Source organism: Mangrovimonas xylaniphaga (assembly GCF_001280435.1).
GTDB lineage: Bacteria > Bacteroidota > Bacteroidia > Flavobacteriales > Flavobacteriaceae > Mangrovimonas_A > Mangrovimonas_A xylaniphaga.
The window spans coordinates 146,269-172,105 of sequence record NZ_LBIP01000021.1; the positions used below are offsets into that span (position 1 = coordinate 146,269).

Sequence of the window (25,837 nt, forward strand, 5' to 3'; positions counted from 1 at the left end):
ATCATCGACGAAATGCATTTCTTACAATAGTAGGAAAAAAGTAAAATACTGGTTTATGGAATAAACCAGTTAGTTATTCCAATGATTTAGGTTTTCTTTTAAGGTGTTTGATTTGGAAAGGTAATGAGCTGCCCAAAATGAAATCCAAATGGTATAAATCAAAAACACGGAAATTCCAGTCTCTAAATTTTGGGTGGCTAATAGTAAACTTAAAATTAATCCCAGACCAAAATTGAGGAGCACCGCATTTTTAATACGCATGTTGAAAATACCGGTCAAAAAATTCCATCTTGTAAGTTCATTGGTAATAACCGGTTGTTGTGGATTGGAAAAATCTATGGAGACTTGTTGGGAAGGTTCCATTTTTACAATCAATTGATTATCCTGACGGAGGTAATCGTAGTCGAATTTCCTTAAGAAATCCTCGGTATGTTGCAGTTTCATATAGTTTGTCGTTAATCGGTATTTGGCTGCTAGAATGGCTAACAGCCTCATGTTGGTTAACTTGAACTGTAAATTTACTACTAAAAGCTAGGAAGCTTTCAAATTCAATGTTAAGAGAATGTAAAGTTTTGCTTTAAAATGAAATTCCTCATACCTATTCAACCTTTGATGTTGAGTCTTCTGATGTATAATTCAACAACAAGTCTATAGTACCAGCCGTAACTGAGTGGTAATTGCCACGTGTCTCCTTGTAGATGGATAAAGCTTCCTCAACTTTGTCAGCTTTTTTATAGGCTTTAAACAAGGTTTCTACATACCATCTACGACCTACCTGGGTTAAAAAGGAGGCAATATTTTTATCGACATCATTACCTATGTAATCGTGAATGATGGACTGTTCAAACCAAACCATGGCAATATGGGAGTTGCCAGAATTGGTAAAGTCAAAGGCGTTGTCTAAAAGTGCCATTTGTTCTGGCGTGATGGTTTCTGGGAAATTGCGAATAAAATGTACCCATTCCTGCGTGGTCCAATGGTTGGTCAAGGCAGTATCTACTTCATTCAATTTTAGAAATTGTTCCAAGAAGCGTTCTGCAATATCAAATTTATCTGAAGTAATTACAACGGCATTTGAAGGAATTCCAGGCTTATAAATCCATTCTTCGGTATTAAACTTGATGTTGTTTGGTTCTAGGAGCTGTGTGTTAAGGTAGTTTACAAAATCTTCTGTTGTAAGGGTTGTAAAGGCATTGGTTGTAAAATAACTCTTTAAAAACACATCAAACTTATCGCGCCCAGCAGTTTCTTCCAAAGTTCTTAAAAATAGGTAGCCTTTATCGTAGGCAATACTGTTCATGCCATCGTCTGGATTCTCGTTTTTTAAGTTCAATTTTAATTGTGTGCTTTCTGGAGTGTCTTTTAAATCTTCAATTTCATCCTCTAAATCCTGACGTCCAATCAAAGCTAACATATCAGCTCGTTCCTTTCCATAAAGGGCTTCCATAATCCTGATTTCAAAATATACTGTAAAGCCTTCATTCAGCCAGAAGTCATTCCAAGTGGAGTTGGTTACCAAATTCCCAGACCAAGAATGCGCCAATTCATGGGCGATTACAGAAGTTAAACTTTTGTCACCTGCAATTAGGGTAGGCGTAGCAAAGGTAAGGCGTGGGTTTTCCATACCTCCAAAAGGGAAACTAGGCGGTAATACAATGACGTCGAATTGTTCCCAGGCATAAGTACCATAAAGAGCTTCGGCAGCTTTGAGCATGTTGTCCATTTCGGAAAATTCATTTTGAACCTTGTCAATCATGGAGGTTTCGGCATATACACCTGTACGGTTGCTAATGGCTCTGTATTCTAAATTTCCAACGGAAAGTGCTATCAAGTAAGGAGAGATTGGTTGTTTCATTTGAAAATGATAGAATCCCACTGGATTTTTTTCTTTAGGATTTTCGGCACTCATCACCGCCATGAGCTCAGTAGGAACTTTTACCGTAGCGTTGTAAGTGATGCGTATTTGCGGACTATCTTGAATTGGAATCCAAGTACGGGTTAAAATAGCCTGACCTTGTGTGAACAGGAACGGGTGGGTTTTGTCGGCTGTCTGTTGTGGATCCAACCATTGCAGTGCTTCGGTCTGTTCTGTGGTTTCATAGAACACTTTGATAGTTTTCGTATCGTTCTTAATATCGATATAAAGAGCTTGCCCCAGAAATTCATCAAAATCGCCCAAACGGAATGAAGTTTCTTTACCATCAGCTTTCACACTTTTAATATCCAAAAACTTACTGTCCAAAACAATTTCAGACGCATTGTTATTGGTAATGTCATATGTAGCTGATCCTTTTATAGTTTGAGAATCAAAATCAACTTCAATGTCTAAATCTAAATGGTTGATGTAAGCCTTGTTGGGGATGGCAAAGGAATGTGGCTCTTCTACAAAAGTTTTAATTTCGACAGGTTCTTTTTCGCTAGCACAGTTAAAGCATGACAAAGCTATGGCAAATAGAAGAATAAGGGGATATTTCATGTTTTGGTAATTATTGATTTTGGTACACTTGGCCTCGGTGGGGTTTAAGTGCATCTCGTATAGGTTTCATCTGGGACTCGTCTACCACCAAAAAAGCGATGGAATGCATATCAGATAAGGTTTCAACACCCGTAATCTCGATATTCAGATTTTGCATGCGAATATACTCTTTTAAATGGATTTCATGGTGTTGGGCAGTCTTTAGGGCGGCTGGCCCACGGAAGTCCCAGATTAATTTTAATTTACGCATTGGCAACAGAAGTTCCTTTTTCTGCAAAGTTCTTAAAATCTACCATGTATTGCAACGATTGTTTCTTAAAAGCACTGGGCATAAATTTGGTCATTAATTTCATGGTAAAACTTAAGGGCACAAATTCGTTATCTGAGGTCCAAATGGTATGGCCTTCTTCGGTTTGATTAAAATAGTTTTCCTGTATGTTGTGCAAGCCGTGGGTGGTGTAGGTAGCATGCAATTCGTAAGGTAAATTGGCATGCGTAATGGTTTCAATAAGTTCCATCACCCGATTGCCCAATTTGTAAATCAACTTCATTTTGGAACCAAGTTCTCCTGGGGTGCCCGAAATATGTTCGGCAGCAATAAGGCCTTTTTGCCAATGCTTCATATTCTCGGTGTTGTTGAATTTATGCAGAAATTCATTCAACGGTAAGGCCACGGTAATTTTTGTGGAGTACTTCATTGTTAGCAATTTATTTAAGAATTAAATATACTATGATATTTTGAAAATCGATTTGTTTTTCTGGTTTTCACTTGAAAATGGAGAAATTTTAACAAGGGTAGGGAATGCATTTTTATACGAATAGCAGAATATGGTCGTTTCATAAAAGCAGCTTGCTAAATATGCTAAATATGTTATTTTTGCTGCAATTGACCAATTGATTTTAACTATGAAATTAAAACTAAAGTTTTTAGTCCTTTCTTTATTTGTATCGGGGTTTGTGAGTGCACAAACCACAAGTGATGATGTATTGTTTACTGTTGATGGAGATCCTGTAAAGGCTTCGGAATTCATTAGGGTGTACAACAAAAATCTTGATTTGGTAAAGGACGAATCGCAAAAGGACGTAGATGAATATTTAAAACTTTTTGTAAACTATCAATTGAAAATCAAGGAAGCCAAGCGTTTGGGGCTTGATGACAATGCTCAGTATAAAAGGGAATTTGGTAATTACAAAAAACAGTTGACCAAAAATTTCCTTACGGATAATAAGGTAACCGATGCTTTGGTAAAGGAGGCATATGAGCGTATGTCTTACGACATTAAGGCTTCGCATATTTTATTTCGTGTAGAGGAAGCCGAGCGTGATACTTTGAAGGTTTACAACGATTTGTTGGCATTGCGTGAAAGAGCCTTGAAAGAAGGTTTTGGAACTGTTTTTAACGAATTGAACACAAAATATAAGGCGCCTGGTTCAAGGGAAATCAATTATAAGGGACATGAAACCTACGCTGAAGAGTTGGGGTATTTTTCGGCTTTCAAAATGGTTTATAATTTTGAAACGGTTGTTTACAATACCAAAGTTGGCGATATTTCTATGCCGTTCAGAACGCGTTTTGGTTACCACATTGTGATGGTTGAGGACAAGCGTCCTTCACGTGGAGAGGTAACTGTAGAGCACATTATGGTGTCTAAAGTTCAAAAGGATGATTCATTAGATCCGGAAGTACGTATCAATGAGCTTTACAAAAAAATCATGCAAGGTGAGTCTTTTGAGGCTGTGGCAAAACAGTTTTCCGACGATAAAAGTTCAGCCGCTAAAGGAGGGTTGCTGCCGTCGTTTAAAGGAGGACAATTAAGCTCTTCAGAATTTGAAGAAGTGGCATTTGGATTGACTGAAAACGGACAGATTTCAGAGCCTTTCAAAACCGAGTTTGGATGGCATATTGTGAAACTGATCGACAAAAAAGGAAATCCAGAATTTGATACCATTAAGTTGGAATTGGAGCAGCGCGTGAAGCGTGATTCACGTTCGGCTATAATCAATACGGCGCTCACCAATAATTTAAAGCAACGCTATAATGTTAAGGACAACCAAGAGGCTTTGGCATATTTTGAAGGATTGATCAACCCTGATTATTTCCAAAACAATTGGGCTTTGCCGGCAGATTTCACTAAGGATAAAACCTTTATCACCATTGGGAAACAAGACTACACTTTTGGAGAGTTTGGGGATTATTTAGTATCTTCTCAAAGAAAATACTTTGGAAAGCAATTGACCCATGGCGAAGTTGTTGCAGCTGAGTACGCGGCCTTTTTGGAAGCCAAACTTATTGACTTCCGTGAGCGTAACTTGGAGTTTGAGGATGAAGAGTTTGCCTTTATTTTAGGAGAATATAGAGATGGTTTGCTGTTGTTTGACCTTATGGAAAAGGAAGTTTGGAATACAGCTTCTAAAGATACCGTTGGGTTGAAAAACTATTACGAATCGCATAAAGCAGATTACGTTTGGGCGGTTAGGGCAGATGCGGTGGTTGCTTCGGCGGCTAAGAAAAGAGACATTTCCAAAGTAGAGGATTTATTGGAAGAGCATAAGTCGGTTGAAGAAATCAGTGCTAAATTGAATACTGAGAGCGAGCAAAAGGTTATTTTTACAAAAGGAATCATGGATACTACCCATCAAGCACTTCCGGAGGATTTTGAATTCAAAAAAGGCGTGTCTTCGATTTATAAATTCAACGATTCCTATCATGTCGCTCTTGTAGAGGAAGTGTATCCCAAAGGTCCTAAAACTTTTGAAGAGGCAAGAGGAAGTGTGGTGAGTGATTATCAGAATTACATTGAAGAAAACTGGTTGAACACTTTGCATGAGCGTTACAATGTTGAAATAGATCAAGAAGTATTGGCTAAAGTGAAATCTCAAATTCTGAATTAATTGAATAAATACAGTATCATCATACTGCTGTTGCTGCTTGCAGTCTTCTCTTGCGATATGTTTAAAAAGGCAGACGACAGGATTCCTATTGCCCGGGTCAATGAATCTTACCTTTACAAAGAGGATTTAGAAGGCTTGGTGGCAGAAGGCACACCTCCCGAGGACAGTACGCTTTTGGTAAATGGGTTTATCAACCGATGGGCAACGCAGTTGCTGTTGGTAGATGGGGCACAAACCAACCTTCCTGAGAAAATGCAACAGGATTTTAACAAGTTGGTATCTCAGTACAAAAAAGATCTTTTTACCAAAGCCTATTTGGATGCCTTGGTGAAAAGAAATATTGACACTACAGTAACTGCAGAAGAGGCACAAAACGTTTACGATCTCAACAAGGAAACCTTTAAGCTTAATGAAGAGTTGTTGAAGTTGCGTTACATTAAAATTGCGCAAAACGCTATCAATAAGGACGATATTGAGAAACGCTTTAAACGTTACACCGATGAAGATAAGCGTTATTTGGACTCTATTTCTATTCAATTTAAGTCCTACACGCTAAACGATTCAGTTTGGGTGAAAGTTTCCCAAGTCATCAACAAGGTTCCGGTGTTATCCGCTGAGAATAAAAAAGAACTGTTAAAAAAATCTAATTTTTTACAGCTCAAAGATTCATTAGACCTATATTTGATGCAAATAAATGATGTCCTTTTGCAAAATGATTATGCACCCTTGGAATACGTCAAGCCAACCATTAATCAAATTGTAATGAACAAAAGGAAATTGGAACTCATTAAACAGCTGGAAAAAGATATTACCAAAGATGCTATTAAAAACAAACAATTTGAAATCTTCAATTAATATGAAATTTATGCTTGCCACTTTGGTGCTTATGTCATACGGGGCGGGCAATGCACAGGAAATCATAGAAGAACCTGAAGTAGAAAAAAAGGAGCAAACCATAGACCCTAGCGCACGGAAAAAAGTGGATGGTGTGGTTGCTGTAGTTGGAGATTTCGTAGTTTTAGATTCAGATATCGATAAGGAGTTTGTTCAGTTGCAGGCTAGAGGAGTATCCACGGCAGACATTACCAGATGCCAGTTGTTTGGGAAATTGTTGGAGGATAAGCTGTACACACATCACGCTATTCAGGATAGTATCACCGTGAATGAATTGGAAATTCGTTCCAACATCGAGCAACAGATTAGTGCGTTTTTGGAGCAGACCAACGGGTCAATGGATGAACTGTTAAAATTCTACAATAAGGACAGCGAGCAGAGTTTAAGGGAAGAAATGTTCATCATCAACAAAAATGGAAAGTTGGCATTTGAGATGCAAAACAAGATTGTTGCTGATATTGAGGTAACTCCAGAAGAAGTTCGAGAGTACTTTAACGGTATTCCTAAAGATGAACGACCAATATTTGGTACGGAGCTAAAGGTAGCTCAGATTGTAGTGATTCCAGAAGTTTCTGAAGAAGAAAAGCAAAAGGTAATTAACAGGCTTAAGGAATTTAAAGCCGACGTTATTGAAAACGGTGCGAGTTTTACAACCAAAGCTGTGTTTTATTCAGACGATGTTGCCTCTAGAAAAAATGGAGGGAAATACGAATTGAATAAAAAGCACCCGCAAATGGTAAAGGAGTTTAGAGAAGTTGCCTTTTCATTACAAGAAGGTGAAATTTCAGAACCTTTCGAAACTGAATTTGGTTATCATATCATCTATCTTGAAAAAATTAGAGGACAGATTTATGAGGTAAGACATATTTTACTGCGTCCAGAGATAACTGAAGAATCGATTAAGAAAGCTAAGGATGAAATAGAGCTTGTAAGAAAACGCATTGTAGATGGTGAAGTGTCCTTTGCAGATGCCGCAAGAGAATTCAGTGATGAGAAGGAAACCAAACAAGACGGAGGACAATTGATCAACCCAAGAACACAGGATCATAATTTTGAGTTGACAAAAATGGACCCAGAACTATATTCTCAAATTCAAAATTTGAAAGATGGAGAAGTCAGTTTGGTTCTTCAGGATGAAGATCGCGTAAACCGTATTAAATTTAAAATCTTGACGGTAACAGATAGAATAGATGAACATGAAGCAGATTTTGCCAGAGATTATTTGAAAATTAAAAACCTAGCAGAACAACAAAAGCAATATGAAGCCATAGATAAATGGACTGAAGAGAAAATTCAGGAAACTTATATCAAAATTAATGGTGAATATAGAGATTGTGAGTTTAACAGTAATTGGTTAAAAAAAGAAAAATAATATGTCTGACGTAGCAGCTGTAGAACAGTTTGTAAAAAAATACAAAGCCTTAAAGAGTGAAGTTGCAAAAGTAATTGTTGGTCAAGATGAAGTGGTAAATCAAATTTTAATTTCCATTTTCTCTGGAGGTCATTCCCTGTTGGTGGGAGTGCCTGGATTGGCAAAAACCTTGATGGTAAATACTATTGCTCAAGCCTTAGGTTTAGATTTCAAACGTATACAGTTTACACCAGATTTAATGCCTAGTGATATTTTAGGAAGTGAGATTTTGGATGAAAATCGCCATTTCAAATTTATCAAGGGGCCAATTTTTGCCAATATTATCTTGGCAGACGAAATCAACAGAACACCACCTAAAACCCAAGCAGCCCTTTTAGAGGCGATGCAAGAGCGTGCGGTGACGGTTGCTGGACACCACTACAAATTGAGCCTGCCTTATTTTGTATTGGCAACACAAAACCCAATTGAACAGGAAGGAACTTATCCTTTGCCAGAAGCCCAATTGGACCGTTTTATGTTTGCCATTAACTTAAAGTATCCTTCTTTTAATGAAGAAGTGGAGGTTGTAAAAGCAACCACCTCAGACAATAAACCTCAAGTAAATGCCTTGTTTACGGCCGAGGAAATCATCAAATTCCAAAGTGTTATTCGTCGAATTCCTGTAGCGGACAATGTGATTGAATATGCCGTGGGAATGGTGGCAAAAACTAGACCAAACGAATCAACTGCTTCAGAATTGGTAAAAGAGTTTGTAGATTGGGGAGCAGGTCCAAGAGCGTCCCAAAATCTTATTTTGGCGGCCAAGACACATGCTGCCATCCAAGGAAAATTCTCTCCAGATATTGAAAATGTACAAGCCGTTGCAAATGGGATACTAAGACACCGTATCATCAAAAACTACAAAGCGGAAGCCGAAGGGATCACAGACGAACGAATTATTGAGAGTTTGTTTTAGAAATGAACCTGATGGTTTAATCTATTATGTCTTTTTTACAAGTTTAAAAATCAAAAATCATACGAATTAATTATCGTATTATATCGATTTCGTATGGTTGGATATTGTATTCAATATTTTATTTTTAAAACTTTGTATTAATTCTTTACTTTTGCGAGGCTAAAGAAAAAAATATGTTATAAACGGCTTTGATTTAACAAGAAAATCTACTTTCGGCAGATGAAATTTAAATCGCAAAAAAGGCCAATTAAATCATAATACTAATAATATGAATATATACAACGATTACATCAAGGAGATCGAACAACGAAAAGCTCAGGGGCTTCATCCAAAGCCTATTGATGGAGCTGATTTGTTAAGCGAGATTATTGAACAAATTAAGGATTTGAATAACGAAAATCGCGAAGATTCTCTGAATTTCTTTATTTACAATACGCTTCCTGGAACTACAAGTGCTGCAGGGGTAAAAGCTAAGTTTTTAAAAGAAATTATTCTTGGTGAGTCTGTTGTTGAAGAAATTTCACCAGCGTTTGCGTTTGAGCAATTGTCTCACATGAAAGGAGGCCCTTCCATTGAAGTGCTTTTGGATTTGGCTTTAGGAGAGGATGCCGCTATTGCTGCAGAAGCTGCCAAAGTGCTAAAAACTCAGGTGTTTTTATACGATGCTGATACAGCTCGTTTGGAAGCGGCTTTTAAAGCTGGAAACGTCATAGCTAAAGAATTGATTGAAAGCTATGCTAAAGCTGAATTTTTTACACAACTTCCTGAGGTGGATGAAGAGATTAAAGTGGTAACCTTTATTGCAGGTGTTGGAGATATTTCTACAGATTTATTGTCTCCAGGTGCCGATGCACATTCACGTTCAGACCGTGAGTTGCATGGACAGTCTATCTTTGAGCACAACAAAGACATGCAAAAGTCATTGACTGAATTAAAAGCACAGCACCCAGATAAGCGCGTCATGTTGATTGCTGAAAAAGGAACAATGGGAGTTGGATCGTCAAGAATGTCAGGTGTTAATAACGTGGCCTTATGGACCGGTATCGAATCTAGCCCATATGTACCATTTATCAATATTGCACCGGTAATTGCAGGAACCAACGGAATTTCTCCTATTTTCTTAACTACTGTTGGAGTAACAGGAGGGATTGGAATCGACCTTAAAAACTGGGTAAAGCAAAAGGATGCTGAAGGAAATACGGTTGTAGACGCAAACGGAGATCCGGTTTTAGAGCAAGCCTATTCTGTTGAAACAGGAACAGTGCTTACCATCAACACTAAAGAGAAAAAATTATACAATGGAGATCAGGAATTAATTGATATTTCTGCGTCTCTAACGCCACAAAAAGTGGAGTTTATCAAAGCTGGTGGATCCTATGCTGTGGTTTTTGGTAAAAAATTACAAACATTTGCTGCTAAAGTTTTAGGAATTGAGATTCCTCAAGTATATGCCACTTCCAAAGAAATTTCTGTTGAAGGACAAGGATTAACGGCAGTTGAGAAAATTTTCAATAAAAATGCCGTTGGAACTACACCAGGCAAAACATTACACGCTGGTTCTGATGTTCGTGTTGAAGTAAACATTGTAGGGTCTCAGGATACTACTGGATTAATGACGTCTCAGGAATTGGAAGCTATGGCGGCAACGACCATTTCTCCAATTGTTGATGGAGCTTACCAATCTGGATGTCACACAGCTTCTGTATGGGATGATAAGTCTAAAGCGAATATTCCTAAGTTGATGAAGTTTATGAATGACTTCGGATTAATTACAGGGCGTGATCCTAAAGGTGAATACCATGCAATGACCGATGTAATTCACAAGGTATTAAACGATATTACAGTAAGTGATTGGGACATTATTATTGGAGGAGATTCACACACACGTATGTCTAAAGGAGTTGCTTTTGGTGCTGATTCTGGTACTGTAGCATTGGCTTTGGCAACAGGTGAGGCGACTATGCCAATTCCACAATCTGTAAAAGTAACCTTCAAAGGAAACATGAGAAGTTTCATGGATTTCCGTGATGTGGTACACGCTACACAACAACAAATGTTGAAGCAGTTTGGTGGTGAAAACGTATTCCAAGGACGTGTAATTGAAGTTCACATTGGAACATTGACTTCTGATCAGGCCTTTACATTTACCGATTGGACTGCAGAGATGAAAGCTAAGGCGTCAATCTGTATTTCAGAAGATGAAACCTTGATCGAATCTTTAGAAATTGCTAGAGACCGTATCCAAATCATGATCGATAAAGGTATGGATAACGAGCCGCAGGTACTTCAAGGTTTGGTTGACAAAGCAAATGCAAGAATTGTAGAAGTTAAAACTGGAATTAAGCCAGCTCTTAGACCAGATGCCAACGCGAAGTACTATGCAGAGGTAGAGATTGACTTAGATGAAATTGCAGAGCCAATGATTGCCGATCCAGATGTAAACAATGAAGATGTTTCTAAGCGTTATACACACGATACCATCAGACCGTTATCTTTCTATGGAGGAACTAAGAAAGTTGATTTAGGATTTGTTGGATCTTGTATGGTTCACAAAGGAGATATGAAGATTTTAGCTCAAATGTTGAAGAACATTGAAGCACAACAAGGTAAAGTAGAGTTTAAAGCTCCGTTAGTAGTGGCGCCTCCAACTTACAATATTGTTGATGAGTTGAAAGCTGAAGGAGATTGGGAAGTATTACAAAAGTATTCTGGCTTTGAGTTTGATGACAATGCGCCTAAAGGATTGGCACGTACCAAGTATGAAAACATGCTGTACTTAGAGCGCCCAGGTTGTAACCTATGTATGGGGAACCAAGAAAAGGCAGAGCCAGGTGATACGGTAATGGCAACTTCTACACGTCTATTCCAAGGAAGAGTTGTAAAGGATTCTGGAGAGAAAAAGGGAGAATCTTTATTGTCTTCTACTCCAGTGGTTGTTTTGTCGACTATTTTAGGTAGAACTCCTACTATGGAAGAGTACGAAGCGGCTGTTGAAGGAATTGTGTTGACTAGATTTGCACCATCTCAAAAGCAATTGGTATTATAATCACCGCAGATTTTAGATATATGAAAAGTCCGAGCTTAAAACTCGGACTTTTTTTATGCCTTCATTTTTAGCATTTTGTTTCGCAAACCACTGAAGTTTAGGTTTTTCATTCGGAGACTTATTTTGTATATTGTAGACACTAAAAATGTATTCAATAAACAACAAGAAATTTTATGGCATTTGATATAGAAATGATAAAGGATGTTTACTCGAAAATGGCTGAGCGCGTTGATAAGGCACGCAAAGTTGTGGGTAAACCATTGACGCTTTCCGAAAAGATTTTATACTCCCATTTATGGGATGGAACTCCAGAAAAAGCTTTTGTTAGAGGAAAGGATTATGTGGATTTTGCACCAGATAGAATCGCCTGTCAGGATGCAACCGCTCAAATGGCCTTATTGCAGTTTATGCAAGCAGGAAAACCAAAAGTTGCCGTGCCTACAACCGTACACTGCGACCACTTGATTCAAGCAAAGCAGGGAGCCAAGCAAGATTTAAAGCAAGCCAATGAAACCAGCAAGGAAGTATTTGACTTTTTGGCTTCTGTATCCAATAAATATGGTATCGGGTTTTGGGAACCGGGAGCTGGGATTATTCATCAGGTGGTATTGGAAAATTACGCCTTTCCCGGAGGAATGATGATTGGTACCGATTCACATACCGTTAACGCAGGAGGCTTGGGAATGGTCGCCATTGGAGTAGGAGGAGCCGATGCAGTAGACGTGATGGCAGGGATGGCTTGGGAGCTTAAATTTCCAAAATTGATCGGAGTTAAGTTAACAGGGAAATTATCGGGCTGGACGGCGCCAAAGGATGTGATTCTTAAAGTTGCTGAAATCTTAACGGTAAAAGGTGGTACCGGAGCCATTGTGGAATATTTTGGTCCTGGAGCAACCGCTATGTCATGTACAGGAAAGGGGACCATTTGTAATATGGGTGCCGAAATTGGAGCAACCACTTCTACATTTGGGTATGATGAATCTATGGAACGATATTTGCGTGCTACAGAAAGAGCTGATGTTGCTGATGCCGCCAATGAAATCAAAGGATACTTGACGGCTGATGCTGAAGTTTATGCAAACCCAGAACAGTACTTTGATCAAGTAATTGAAATCAATCTTTCAGAATTATCACCACTTTTAAATGGACCGTTTACGCCGGACTTGTCTACTACTGCGGGTAAGGAAATGACCGAAAAGGCAAAAGCTAACGAGTGGCCATTGGCTGTAGAATGGGGATTGATAGGGTCTTGTACCAATTCTTCCTATGAGGATTTGTCTAGAGCATCTTCTATTGCTCAACAAGCTTTGGATAAAGGTCTGGTAACAAAAGCAGAATTTGGAATCAACCCTGGGTCTGAGCAGGTGCGTTATACAGCCGAAAGGGATGGCATCCTTTCCATTTTTGAAAAATTGGACGCTAAAATATTTACAAATGCTTGTGGACCATGTATTGGGCAATGGGCGAGATATAGCGATCCTAAAAATGCCCCGAAAAATAGTATCATTCACTCGTTCAACAGAAACTTTGCAAAGCGTGCGGATGGGAATCCAAATACACATGCATTTGTAGCATCTCCAGAAATGGTGGCTGCGATTGCCATTGCGGGCCGTTTGGACTTCAATCCCATGACGGATAAGTTGATTAACGAAAATGGAGAAGAGGTGATGTTTGATGAGCCAGCAGGATGGGAATTGCCTCCAAAAGGTTTTGAGGTAAAAGAGAATGGTTATGTAGAGCCGGTTGCAGATGGTAGCGGCGTAGAGGTTACAGTAAGTCCAACTTCGGAGCGTTTACAATTATTGGAGCCGTTCACACCTATAGGAGACACAATCACAGGTGCTAAATTGTTGATCAAGGCCTTTGGTAAATGTACTACAGATCATATTTCTATGGCTGGTCCTTGGTTGCGTTTTAGAGGGCACCTAGATAATATTTCCAATAACTGTTTAATAGGTGCGGTAAACGCCTATAATCAACAAACCAACTTTGTGAAAAATCAATTGACAGGAGAATATGGAGGCGTACCAGATGTACAGCGCCAATACAAAGCTGCCGGAATCAAAACAATAGTTGTCGGCGACCATAACTATGGAGAAGGCTCTTCTCGTGAGCATGCCGCTATGGAGCCTAGGCATTTAGGAGTGGCAGCTGTATTAGTGAAGTCTTTCGCCCGTATCCATGAAACAAACCTTAAAAAACAGGGGATGTTGGCCCTAACATTTGCAAATGAAAACGATTATGATTTGGTGCAGGAAGATGATACGTTCAACTTTTTGGATTTAAATGAATTTGCTCCAAATAAGCCGTTGAGCATAGAATTGGTACATGCCGATGGCTCAAAGGATGTCATTATTGCCAACCATAGTTATAATGAAGCGCAAATTACTTGGTACAAGGAAGGTTCGGCACTTAATCTCATTAAAAAACAAAATGCGGCTTAATTAGTATTGATGTATAAATATCAAAAAGCTCCTAATTCATTTGGGAGCTTTTTTGATTGTTGTGTAATACAAAATATCTCATATTTACATTATGAAATTAAACAAATCTCAAAAGCAAAATATTGTTTTTTTAATACTGTTGGTATTGTTGCTTGTGCCACAAACTAGATTTCCCATTCAATTGCTGTTGAACAAAGGTTTGGCCTTGTTTGGACCTTCGGTACAGGACGTTGAAGATAGGGAGGTGTTGAGCACTTATAATTGGAAGTTAGAGGATAATACCGGTGAAATATTAAATTTTGAAACCTGTAAAGGCAAAGTTGTTTTGGTAAATTTTTGGGCCACTTGGTGTCCTCCCTGTATTGCAGAAATGGATAGTTTGGAAGCGCTTTATGAAACCTACAAAGATGAAGTTGTATTTATATTTGTAAGTACCGAGGACGATGCTGTGGTTACTGAGTTTTTAAAGAAGAAAGACTATAGTTTTAAAGCGTATAAACCGCTTCAGGCGCCTCCAAATAATTTTGAAGTATCTACTATACCAAGAACATTTTTAATTGATAAGAATGGCGCTATCGTGATTGATAAAACAGGTGCTGCCAATTGGAATAGCGATACCGTTAAAGAGCAGATAGAAAGTTTGTTAGGAAATGAATAGGTAGTTTTGTCTTTCTGACCAATAGAAACAAAAAAGTTAAGCATTTCTGCTTAACTTTTTTGTTGTGACCAGGCTGGGGTTCGAACCCAGGACCCTAACATTAAAAGTGTTATGCTCTACCAGCTGAGCTACCTAGTCTTAATATTTTTGAGGTTTTTAACGTCTCTTTCGTGAGCCGTTACATTCTGTGCGCACGAGAAGATTCGAACTTCCACATCCTAATGGATACTAGCCCCTCAAGCTAGCGCGTCTACCGGTTCCGCCACGTGCGCATACGGTCAACTTAATAAAAAAAGTTAAGCGTTTTGACTTAACTTTTACTTTGTGACCAGGCTGGGGTTCGAACCCAGGACCCTAACATTAAAAGTGTTATGCTCTACCAGCTGAGCTACCTAGTCGTTTTGTAATGCGGGTGCAAATATATGATGATTTATTGGTTTTCCAAACCGTTTTCAAAATAATTTTTCGTTTTTTTGCCCTGTATAGACATATGGTTTTAGAAATCAATATATAACATGATAAAAAAAATATTCTTAATAGGATACATGGGCTCAGGTAAAACCTCGATTGGTGCTAAATTGGCCGAAATTTTAAACTGCAAATTCTTGGATTTGGATGCATTTATTGAAGAAAGGGAGGAAATGTCTGTAAAAATGTTGTTCAAATTGAAAGGGGAAATATATTTTAGAAAGGCCGAAACCAAGTATCTTCAAGAAATTATCGATCAAAATGAACCGATCATAGTTTCCTTGGGAGGGGGAACGCCTTGTTACGGCAATAATATGGAAAGGGTATTATCGGCTACTGATATAAAGAGCGTGTATTTAAAGGCAACCATTCCTACTTTAGCAGAACGATTGTTTACAGAAAAGGAACAGCGCCCATTGATTGCTCATTTGAATTCTAAGGAACTTCTTATTGAGTTTATAGGGAAACATCTTTTTGAGCGTTCCCCATTTTATAGTCAAAGTGAGGTAACGATACTTACCGATGGAAAGTCGATAGATGAAATTGTTGAAGAAGTTTTGAAGGCAGAAGATTGAAGCATCTTGCTTATTGCAAGAATGCTTCATAAGTATTTCCCTCCAAAATCACTTCTACATGCTCTTTAATAGAAGTGGATAGGGAAATGCCTTTGAAATCGGCTTTTACAGGATATTTTTTATGGTTTCTGTTTACTAACACCACAGTTTTGAACTGCTTTAACGGAACATTCAAAAAGTGTTTTACACCATAGATAAGAGTGCTACCTGAATTCAAGACGTCATCCACCAATACAATGGATTTGTTGGTGTATTCTTCTTCTTTTAAAGAAGTTTTAACCGCTTCCAAAGGATGTTTTTTGTCAATAATCACTTTGCACAATACCGTTGTAATATCTGAAATTTCATCCAAGGTGGCCTTAAGTTTTTGAGCTAAGAGGTAACCATTGCTATCAATTCCTGCTAAAATGACCTCTTTTTCCGAAACATTGCTTTCATAAATTTGATAGGCAATACGACGGATTTTATGTTGGATTTCTTGATGGGTTAATATGGTGTTTTTCGTGGCAGTCATGGTTTCTGTTGTTTTGTCAAAGATAAAGGAGAAAATTCAAAAAAGGGAAAATCAATCATCATTTTCATCGTGGTAGTCTTCCAAATCCCGACGGTCTTTTTTGGTTGGACGTCCAGTGCCTTTTTTTCTATAGTAATCCTGAGAGTACTTCAAAAGTTCCTTGGCTTCAAATTCTTCCTTAGGAGTTAAATCGGTTCTATAAATGTCTACCAGTTTTGCTCCAACACGGTTGGGAGGTATATCGTTCACTCTTAATTTATAGTTGATCTGGTCCTTTCGTAAATCTATAGTATCCGATATAAAAACTTCCCTGCTCGGTTTGGCTACTTGCTCATTGATTTTTATGTGTCCCTTTTTGCAGGCTTCCGTTGCAATACTTCTTGTTTTATAGTATCTCACACACCAAAGATATTTGTCAATCCGCATATTAAAATAATAAAAACTACGTTAATCTTTTTGTACAAAAGTATTATAATATTGTATCTTGCGCACTTAAAATTACGCAATATTGTTGTGTTCTGGCTTACAGAATGCACATAGAAAAAGAAAATAACTTAACTACGCGATAGGTCTTCAAAACCAACTTATAAGGTGGCGACGGCTTAAGGTTAAAAAATAAGGCATATGAAATTAAAGAATTACCACGTATTGTTACTTGGATTGATTTTGGGCTTTGTGTCCTGTAATAAGGATGATGACGGAAGTACTACCGTTGCTGAAAGAGACAGAGTAGAGCAGCAGGTGACAGATCGAGATTCTCTAATGGGGTATTTTGAAACGCACTATTACAATGCTTCTACATTTACCTCTCCTGGAAATTATACGTTGTCTGATTTGGTGATTTCTGAATTGCCAACAGATGATGATGGGAACTATTTGGAATTGCCAGACCCTGAAAACAATACCTTGTTGATTGACGCTGTGGAAACTCATACAACTACCTATCAGGAAACGGAATATGAATACTACATTTTGAGGTTGAACCAAGGAGGAGGGGATATGCCTCATTTTTCGGACAGTGTTTTGGTAAACTATTCTGGAAATACAATGGATGAGGAAGTGTTTGATAGTACCATAAATGCCGATACTGATTTTGACTTGCTTGGTGTAATTCCGGGATGGAGAGAAGTGTTGCCACAATTCAATGCCTCTACGTCATTTGTTGAAAATGGAGATGGAACGGTTACTTACGAAAACTACGGTTTTGGGGCAATGTTTTTACCTTCTGGATTGGGGTATTTTTCTTCGGCACAAACAGACATTCCTTCTTATTCCAATTTGATTTTTAAGTTTGAATTGTATCAAACCGAAGTAAATGATCACGATAGCGATGGCGTACCTTCTTATTTGGAAGATTTGGATGGAGATAAGGATCTATACAATGATGACACCGATGAAGATGAGGTACCTAACTTTTTAGATGTAGATGATGATGGCGACGATGTCTTGACAAAGCATGAAGATTTGGATAACGATGGAGATCCAACTAACGACTTAAACGCAGATGGCGTGCCATTGTATTTGGATGAGAACTCCACAGAATCTAATCAAGATTAAGTTTGATTGGATACAACGATTATAAAAAAGAGCCGCTAGTTAGCGGCTCTTTTTATTTTCTATACTGTTTTGCTTTTTGTTAATTAAAGATTATTTAGAGCAATTATTTTACTGAATACCCCTTCGGAGCTTTCAATCATTACAACATAAGATTGATTTTCTACTCCAGAAAAAATAAGGCTGGTTTCGTTGCTGTTTAATCTTGTTTTATTAAGAATTCTTTGTCCCAATACATTGTAAACAGAAACATTCTTTAAGTTGGTTCCTTGGGATGCTTTTACTTTTAATTCTTTAGAGAACTTAGAGTAAGTAATTTTAGCTAGATCTATTTGATTGTTTTCGATATTTAGGGCTAATTGGTGGATAATTCCTAGTGTAAAAGTTTAATTTGATTTTCAAATCTTTTAATGCGCATCATTTAATTATAAAGAAAAAGCAGCCTTTTGTTGGGCTGCTTTTTTTAAGTTATGGTGTTTTTAATCTAATTTTATAACTACTTTTTTATTGAAAGTACCTTTGTCAGTTACTACTTTAACGATGTAGTTGCCATCTGATAACTTTTTGATTGGAAGTTTAAAATCACTTGCCATATTAGTAGTATTAGTAGCATTCCAAGATTTAACAGTTTGTCCAATAATGTTTGTAAGATAAACTTGTTTTACCTTAATATGATTTGGAGTGTGGATATAAATCTCTTCACTGTTGTTAAGATAGTTTACAATGATATTTTGTAGATTCTTGTCAATTATAGATAGAGAATTATCTTCTTCAAATGTAAGGTAGAATCTATTTTTATAGGTTCCTGCATTTAATTTAATAGAATAGTTGACTTCATTTATTTGAGTATAAGAATCCAATTCTGAGTCATAAATATATACGCCTATGTCTTCTTTAAAGTTTTTTAATTTTATAAGTGAGATCTCGATATTTCCTTCAGTAACGGTTTCAATAATTAAAGGGTATTGTTTAGATGACTCAAACTCTCCTACACCTTGAATGACAAAAGGCTGCTCATTAATTGACCATGAAATATCCGAGGGATAGGAGTCTAAATTTCTAGCATCGTATCCATAATCAAAACTGTCAGTAACTTCAGTATCTGAAACAAATCCAAGCAATAAAGTTCTGAAAGTGTTTTCAGGGGTTTTTGCACTGATAAATATCTTTTTGATAGGTGAAGATGAATTAAGACTTTTTTTCTCCTGCACATTCGAATTTCTTAAGAAAATTGATTGGTTAGGGTTTGATTCTCTTTTGAAAGATCTTTGATCATTTTCAAATTTAACATAACCACCCGTACCGTTTTCAACTGAAGTTGTTACAAACCCTTGCGCAACGGGAATGAATTGTCCTGGTTTTAGGTCGGAGCTACCCAAACCACTAATCCAAAAGCCATCTGTAGTGAATGATTTAGATGAAACAGGAGGTACTCCTTCATCCAATAAATTATACAAGGCGAATCCTCCTTCATATTGCTTGAGTTTATGAGAAGAGTTTGAGTTATAGTGAATCCAGAATTGTAACGTACCATCTATAGCATTTGAACTATTAGGATTGGCATTTGGGCCAGGGATATTGTCTTTTATAAATTCCAAAGCATCTATTGCAGAAGGGTACGGGTTGCTTAAGAATATTTCATCGCCGGCAGTCAAAGCATTTTCAATAAGGCCGTTATGTGGAATTCCCTTAAAAACATAGTTTTGGTAGCCTCCATTTGCTCCGCTTCCCTTCATAGTGTAGCCTATTCCTGTTTCGATATTGCCAGTATTCCCTACCCGAGACCAAACAGAATATGTATTGGCTGTTCCATTGAATTTATTGATCCAGTAACTACTCATCGTTATTGGAGATGTTGGGGAAGCATTTTTCCCAGTCGTCCAAACAATAGCTTTAGGATTTGCCGAATCGGTTCCGTCCATGAGTACTGAGCCTACTGAATAAACTGAATTAGAAACTGTGTTTATAGGGCTTACTGGTGATCCCCAATAGTTGTAATTGTATAGATTTGTAGTTCCCTGCTGGTCTCTTTCAATAAATCCAAAACTGGCTACCTCCAGAACACTGCCTTCATCTTGTACTAATTGAGATTCACCTACAAGGTCTATGCTCCCGTTTAATTTTAAATAATGGGTAATTCTCAAACCTTGTCCATCATTAGTCTCGTCTTGGGGAGTACTAGGATCGGCTATAGTGAGTTCTCCTGAGTTGTTCAATAAACCTAATAGGGTAATGTCTTTATTGCCTGAAGAAATATTGTGGTCGGTTACTACAATGTTCCAATCAATGGAAGAACCATTTACACCGTTCCCATTAGGATAATCCCAAACACTGTCTCCATATAACCATGGGGTGGTACTGGATGTATCTGTCCACATTCCATCTGACTTTGATTTATAAGGAATAGGAGCAGATTCTTCTTGCCATGTGGTAATATTTCTAAGTTTTCCATTGAAAGATGTTGATGTATTTCCGGTTAAGAATCCATTGGTGACATCTGTAGCTTGGTCCATATGGTAGTAAGCTGTTAAGTCACTCCAAGCTAGGCCAGGAATTTCTTGAGGTACAATTAAGCCTCTTACAGCTCCTGCATTATTCTCGATTTCCTGATTCATCATTAATTTAAGTTGGTCTTGAGTAAGGGCTACATCCCAAATACGTAGCTCATCCATCCATCCTTTAAAATAGTTGACAGGTTTAAATGGAGGAGTAGTAGTTTGATCCATGGCGCCCACGATGAACTCTCTTGAGTTGGATATAGGAGCAGTACCATTGGAGCTGTTTACTTCAATACCATCTATGTATAGTTTGTAGGTTGAGCCACTATAGGTTACCGCAATGTGGTACCAGCGTTGTGTACTTATTTGGTAAGGAGAAATCAAGCTGTTGCCATTCCATCTAAATGATATAGTGTTGTTAACCAATCTAAGGTCGTAACCCGTAGAAAGGTTGCCTGCATCCCTTTTTGAGAGAATTGTTTGAGTGTTACTGGAAACACTACCAGGTTTCACCCAAACACTTAAACTGAATGGGCCAGTTAGGTCATAATGATTATTAAAAGTGATGTTATCATTTACTCCATCAAAATCCAAGGTGCTACATTCGGATAGGGTAATTTGAACATCATCCATTTTAGCAGGGCAACTTCCGCTGCTAATGGTCCATCTTAAAACATAAGTACCAATCATATCACCAGAAAAGGATGTGTTTGGCTGATTGACATCTGTAAATGTTGTTGATGCTCCAATAGGTGATGAAATCAATGACCAAGAACCACTACCTACGGTTGGAGTATTAGCATTTAATATGGTTGTATCCAGACCACAATTCAAAGTTTGATCAGCTCCAGCATTGGCATTGGTCAAGTTTTGAGGTTGTGTGATAGTAATTGTTTCGGTAATTTGACATCCTTCAACATCTTCAATAATTACCTCATAGTTTCCGGCTGTTAAGTTGTTGGCCACAGAAGAATTTTGTACTGGGGAAGTGTTCCATGTATATTCATAAGGAGCAGTACCTCCCGATACAGATACAGATGCTGTTCCATCATTAAATCCATAACAAGAAACATTATTCCCACTAATGGTGGAGGTTAATTCAGTTGGTTCATTTACGGTAGCTGAAGCAGTGGTTGTACAACCATTGGCATCAGTAATCGTTACAGAATAGGTTCCGGCTGAAAGTCCAGATGCTGTAGCTGTTGTTTGAACAGGAGAAGTATTCCAAGAATAGGTGTATCCTGGGGTTCCATTTTCCACCGTTACCGTAACATAACCATTGGAGGCATTGTAACAGGATGCATCAAAAGCTTCTGCTGTAGCCATTAATTGGGATGGTTGTGTAATGGTAACCGATTTAATTTCTTGACAACCGTTATTATCTGTAACCGTTAGAGTATAAGATCCTGCACTTAAGTTTGATGCAGTTTGGGTTGTTTGACCATTGGACCATGCATAGGAATAAGGAGCAGTTCCTCCTGAAGGAGTTGCTGTTGCAGTACCTCCGTTACTTCCAAAGCAAAGAGCAGGAGTTTTGGTCATACTAACTTGCAATGCGTTTGGTTGCGAGAGAGTCACTGAATTTGAAACAGAACAGCCATTAGCATCTGTAACAATGACCGAATAATTTGTGTTTGCAGCTAGTCCATTAGCAGTTTGTGATGTTTGTCCGTTAGACCATTGATAGGTGAAAGGACTTATACCTCCACTAGTAATTGAAACGGTTGCAGAACCATTTGTGGACCCAAAACAAGTTGGATTTGTAGAGGTAATATTCGTTAGGATTTCTTCTGGGGCTTCTAAGGTAACATCTGTTTCAAATGTACATCCATTACTATCTGTGATGTTTACCGTGTAAGTTCCTTCAGGTAAGCTGGTTGCAGTGGCGGTTGTTTGACCATTGGACCATACATAGAAGTAAGGTGCTGTTCCGCCGGATGGAGTCGCTGTGGCCGTTCCATTATTGCCATTTAAACAAGATATGTCCTCTCCGTTGTAATTACTGGAAACATTGGCTGTTGCGGTTAATAGGGTGGGTTCTGTAATAACAGCATTGGCAGTTGTAATAGTAGCTGCAGCATCAGTTACCGTTACGGAATAGGTTCCAGCTGGAACATTGGAAATAGTATCACTTGTAACACCGTTGGACCATAAATAGGTATAAGGAGCTTCACCTCCAGTGGCGTTCACGGTAGCTGCACCTGTTGAATTGCCGTTACAATCTACAGGAGTAGTTTGGGCTACGGCAGCCAATGGAGCAATTACAGTGATTGCATCACTTGCACAATTACATTTTGGTTTTGACGGCAAACAGTCTGAATCTTCGTGCTGTTTCCAAGAATAAAGTAATCCTGTTAAAGTGATTTGATTTCCACAGATATAGTCATCATCCAAGAGAAGTTGTCCTTGGCTACTTGTGGGGACAGGTTGCCCTTGATACAAGCAGTCTTCAATATACTGAGAAGTAGTTAGACCTGTTAGGGCATCTTTTACCTCATATCCAACAATTACATATAAGTTATATTTCGGTTTGGCGGAACTTGGCGTAGTAAACCATACGTAGACAGATATGGCTGTTCCACCAGTACATTCTTCAATTGGATTACCATCTTCATCACCAATATAAAAATCACCAATAACAAAATCATTTGAATTACATTGTGAACAGTCCACATTGTAGGTATAACAAATTCCCAAATTATGAGATTGTTTTATGGTTGTGCGTTGGCCAGAAGCATCTGTTACGGATAGGGTTATTACTTTGTCACCTGCAGTAGCATATTTCACAGTTTGTGCACCACTATAAACTCCTGGAGATGTTTGAGAATCCGTTCCAAAATTCCATGTAAGGATAAAAGGAGCAATACCTCCTGAAATATTTGGAACAATTGTTAAGGTTTCTAAATCATCGATATCCACACATTCAGAGGAGGTTGTCATAGATGCGCTTAAAGGATCACCAATATATACAGTTGCGGAAGAATTACATCCGCTTTCATCAGTAATGGTTACTGTATAAGTTCCTGAGGACAAGCCAGAAATAGATGAGGTAGTTTCGCCATTACTCCAAAGATAGGTGTAAGGAGCATCCCCGCCAAAAGGTTTTGCAGAAGCAGTACCGTTTGAATTTCCTGTGCCTGTTGTATTTGTCCAAGAAGCTGATACCGTAAGTTCTGTTGGAGCTGCATTTGTGATACTAGTTGGAGAAGAAGTACATCCGCTACTATCTGTAACCGTTACTGTATAGGTCCCTGCAGGCAAACCCGAAATGGTCTGTGTAGTTGCCCCTGTATTCCACAAATAGGAATAAGGAGCTGTTCCTCCTGAGGGTGTTGCAGTAGCACTTCCTCCTGTACCTGAATCATTTATTAGGCAGCCTTCGGTTCCTGTTACATTTACTCTAACGAGTGCTGGGTCAGTTACATTAAATTCTATTAATTCCTGACAGCCATTGCTGTCGGTTATTGTTACTGTATGATATCCCGCAGATAAATTAGATACTGAATCTGTTGTTGCTGATCCTGCAGAAATACTCCATTGATAGGAGTATGGGGGCATTCCTCCGGATACAGATACACTAGCAGCCCCATCCGACTCCCCATTACAGGTAGGAGAGGTGTAGGAACCTGAACCAACTAAAGGGGACGACTCAGAAATAAAAACAGTTCTTGTTTTGCTACAACCGCTAGAGTCGGTAACTAATACTTCATAAGTTCCCGCAGATAGGTTAAAGGCTGTGGGGCCAGTTTGAGTAGGTGTTGTATTCCATGTGCAAGTATATGGGGGAACGCCTCCTGAGGGATTAACCGTAATAGCTCCATCATTTAAACCATAACAAGATACATCTGTTTTAGTAATAGGTGTGTTTATTTGAGCTGGTTGAGTAAGACGGATGTTTTCAATCGTTTGACATCCTTTACTATCGGTTATTGTAATAGAATAGTTTCCATAGGCTAAATTCTCAATATCTTGAGCCGAGCTAGAAAATCCGGAAGGATGTGACCACTGATAAGTGTAGGGAGGAGTCCCTCCAATGGGCGTGACACTTATACTACCATCTGATCCAAATTTACAGGATACATTAGTTTGTTCATCGATACGAACAGAAAGTAATTGGGGTTGGGTAATTTCTACGTTTGTAGAAATGCTACATTCATTAGAGTCAGTAATAGTCACCGAATGTATACCTGCCTCCAAATTATTGGCAGTTGCCCCGTTTTCTCCATTGTCCCAAGTATAGGAATAAGGGGGATTACCTCCAGATACGTATACTGAAGCTACACCGTCTGATTGACCATTGCAACTTACTTGAGATGTTTGAGTTGCTGTGGCTGAAAGTTCTTCAGGTTCTTCGATAGTTACAGAACAAGAAGTTGAACAGCCATTAGCGTCGGTAACATTAACGGTATAAGTGCCTGCGGCAAGGGCATTAGGATTTTTTCCGTTCCAATCTACAGTAATAGGAGCAACTCCTCCAGAGATATTCAAATTAGCAATTCCATCATTATCTCCAGAGCAACTTACGTGTTGAGTGACCGTTACATTACAGCTTATTTCTTGAATGGTAATTTTTTGTTTGGCTATATATACAATTCCGCTTCCATAATCAAAATTCCAATCTATGGAATAGGTGCCATTGGAATCATAGGTTGTAGGTGATGAGGTTGTTCCCGTAATCGCGCCTCCACAGTTATCTGTTGCTACAGGAGCTGTAACCGAGTAATCACATCCCCAAGTTATATCTTCCATCCCTGAGATTGTTGGGGACTCAATATCCGTAACAACAACGTCAAATTCACAAAGATCTATAAGACCATTACTATCTGCTTCAACTATTACTGTAGTAGTTCCTATAGGGAAATTATAAGGAAACGCAGTAATTATTTCTCCCGAGTCAGATATGGTATAGGTAATGTTTTGAGAACAATTGTCTTCTGCATAAGCCACAAAGCTTAGGGAAGCAGTACAAAGCCCAGGATCTGTATCAAAATTTCCTCCTAAAGAAGAACAATCCAATACCGGGGGGATATTGTCAACTACAGTTATGGAGCTAGTACATTCTTCTAAAATAACTGAAGTGTCAGTACTTAAAACAAGTGATAAAGTGACGTCTATAATACCAATATGATCACAAGTTATTTGAGCTGGGGATATAATTAATTCTTTGTCAGGATCATTGTCGTATACACCGGAAGTCTCTATGTCTTCTGGGTTAATTGTAGCTTCTCCATTTTCATCCAATTCAAGCACAAATCCGGTAATACAGGAAATTGTATCCAGGGGTGCGTAAAATAATGAACTGCCACTAGTGGGTACAGTTATATTGGTACCTGTTTCTTCAAAAACTATAGAAACATTGTCTAAGCTGATGTAATTGAAAAGTTGATTGGTTTTGGCTTCTAAAAGGTTGGTTGTTAATGTAAAAAGGACCAACTGGACAAGGCAGAGGTAGTTTTTTATCATATAAATAATTTGTTTGAAATTAGGGGAT

At 38.3% G+C, this 25,837-nt stretch carries 16 protein-coding genes and 3 tRNA genes; 9 read left to right on the top strand and 10 right to left on the bottom strand.

The features are described 5' to 3' along the window. Nucleotides 1-69: 69 nt before the first annotated feature. From ZA06_RS15355 to ZA06_RS15370, 4 genes are all read right to left on the bottom strand, one after another. Nucleotides 70-495 carry a hypothetical protein gene (locus ZA06_RS15355; protein WP_053978376.1) on the bottom strand — a complete coding sequence of 142 codons (426 nt, stop codon included), beginning with the start codon at nt 493-495 and terminating at the stop codon, nt 70-72. Nucleotides 496-598: 103 nt separating this feature from the next. Then, nucleotides 599-2,476, bottom strand: a complete 1,878-nt coding sequence (locus ZA06_RS15360) for a M1 family metallopeptidase (protein WP_053978403.1) — start codon at nt 2,474-2,476, stop codon at nt 599-601. A 10-nt stretch (nt 2,477-2,486) separates the two neighbouring features. After that, nucleotides 2,487-2,726: a hypothetical protein gene (locus tag ZA06_RS15365; protein ID WP_053978377.1), complete on the bottom strand. Its 240-nt coding sequence runs from the start codon at nt 2,724-2,726 to the stop codon at nt 2,487-2,489. Next, on the bottom strand, nt 2,719-3,174 hold the full coding sequence (locus tag ZA06_RS15370) for an SRPBCC family protein (protein ID WP_053978378.1): 456 nt from the start codon (nt 3,172-3,174) through the stop codon (nt 2,719-2,721). The genes ZA06_RS15365 and ZA06_RS15370 overlap by 8 nt, the downstream gene beginning before the upstream one ends. 208 nt (nt 3,175-3,382) lie before the next feature. Between ZA06_RS15370 and ZA06_RS15375 the strand changes: the two genes are divergently transcribed. The 7 genes from ZA06_RS15375 to ZA06_RS15405 all read left to right on the top strand — a co-directional run bounded on the left by ZA06_RS15375 (nt 3,383) and on the right by ZA06_RS15405 (nt 14,737). Beyond that, nucleotides 3,383-5,368 carry a peptidylprolyl isomerase gene (locus ZA06_RS15375; RefSeq protein ID WP_053978379.1) on the top strand — a complete coding sequence of 662 codons (1,986 nt, stop codon included), beginning with the start codon at nt 3,383-3,385 and terminating at the stop codon, nt 5,366-5,368. Continuing rightward, a complete protein-coding gene (locus tag ZA06_RS15380; RefSeq protein ID WP_240472313.1) occupies nt 5,369-6,223 on the top strand; it encodes a peptidyl-prolyl cis-trans isomerase in 855 nt (284 codons plus the stop codon). Between the two features lies 1 nt (nt 6,224). Next, nucleotides 6,225-7,634, top strand: coding sequence for a peptidylprolyl isomerase (locus ZA06_RS15385; protein WP_240472315.1), 1,410 nt, complete (start codon nt 6,225-6,227; stop codon nt 7,632-7,634). Between the two features lies 1 nt (nt 7,635). Beyond that, nucleotides 7,636-8,589 carry an AAA family ATPase gene (locus ZA06_RS15390; RefSeq protein WP_053978382.1) on the top strand — a complete coding sequence of 318 codons (954 nt, stop codon included), beginning with the start codon at nt 7,636-7,638 and terminating at the stop codon, nt 8,587-8,589. Between the two features lie 268 nt (nt 8,590-8,857). Next, the gene (locus tag ZA06_RS15395) at nt 8,858-11,635 is read left to right on the top strand and encodes a bifunctional aconitate hydratase 2/2-methylisocitrate dehydratase (protein WP_053978383.1); all 2,778 of its coding nucleotides are present in this window, start codon (nt 8,858-8,860) and stop codon (nt 11,633-11,635) included. A gap of 173 nt (nt 11,636-11,808) precedes the next feature. Next, on the top strand, nt 11,809-14,079 hold the full coding sequence (locus ZA06_RS15400) for an aconitate hydratase (RefSeq protein ID WP_053978384.1): 2,271 nt from the start codon (nt 11,809-11,811) through the stop codon (nt 14,077-14,079). Between the two features lie 91 nt (nt 14,080-14,170). After that, the gene (locus ZA06_RS15405; protein ID WP_053978385.1) at nt 14,171-14,737 is read left to right on the top strand and encodes a TlpA family protein disulfide reductase; all 567 of its coding nucleotides are present in this window, start codon (nt 14,171-14,173) and stop codon (nt 14,735-14,737) included. A gap of 65 nt (nt 14,738-14,802) precedes the next feature. Here the strand turns inward: ZA06_RS15405 and ZA06_RS15410 are convergent. From ZA06_RS15410 to ZA06_RS15420, 3 genes are all read right to left on the bottom strand, one after another. Beyond that, nucleotides 14,803-14,875 (bottom strand) — tRNA-Lys (locus ZA06_RS15410). 50 nt (nt 14,876-14,925) lie between these two features. Continuing rightward, a tRNA-Leu gene (locus tag ZA06_RS15415) sits at nt 14,926-15,009 on the bottom strand. A gap of 53 nt (nt 15,010-15,062) precedes the next feature. Further along, a tRNA-Lys gene (locus ZA06_RS15420) sits at nt 15,063-15,135 on the bottom strand. 117 nt (nt 15,136-15,252) lie between these two features. Between ZA06_RS15420 and ZA06_RS15425 the strand changes: the two genes are divergently transcribed. Next, nucleotides 15,253-15,780 carry a shikimate kinase gene (locus ZA06_RS15425; RefSeq protein WP_053978386.1) on the top strand — a complete coding sequence of 176 codons (528 nt, stop codon included), beginning with the start codon at nt 15,253-15,255 and terminating at the stop codon, nt 15,778-15,780. 10 nt (nt 15,781-15,790) lie between these two features. Here the strand turns inward: ZA06_RS15425 and ZA06_RS15430 are convergent, their stop codons facing one another. Both ZA06_RS15430 and ZA06_RS15435 read right to left on the bottom strand, forming a co-directional pair. Continuing rightward, a complete protein-coding gene (locus ZA06_RS15430) occupies nt 15,791-16,294 on the bottom strand; it encodes a phosphoribosyltransferase domain-containing protein (protein WP_053978387.1) in 504 nt (167 codons plus the stop codon). 51 nt (nt 16,295-16,345) lie between these two features. Beyond that, nucleotides 16,346-16,720 carry an RNA-binding S4 domain-containing protein gene (locus ZA06_RS15435; protein WP_053978388.1) on the bottom strand — a complete coding sequence of 125 codons (375 nt, stop codon included), beginning with the start codon at nt 16,718-16,720 and terminating at the stop codon, nt 16,346-16,348. Nucleotides 16,721-16,918: 198 nt separating this feature from the next. Here ZA06_RS15435 and ZA06_RS15440 point away from each other — a divergent pair, with 198 nt between their 5' ends. After that, nucleotides 16,919-17,851 (top strand): FKBP-type peptidyl-prolyl cis-trans isomerase, encoded by a 933-nt coding sequence (locus ZA06_RS15440; protein WP_053978389.1) that lies wholly within the window; start codon nt 16,919-16,921, stop codon nt 17,849-17,851. A 476-nt stretch (nt 17,852-18,327) separates the two neighbouring features. Here the strand turns inward: ZA06_RS15440 and ZA06_RS15445 are convergent, their stop codons facing one another. Next, a complete protein-coding gene (locus ZA06_RS15445; protein WP_053978390.1) occupies nt 18,328-25,809 on the bottom strand; it encodes a LamG-like jellyroll fold domain-containing protein in 7,482 nt (2,493 codons plus the stop codon). Nucleotides 25,810-25,837 lie beyond the last annotated feature (28 nt).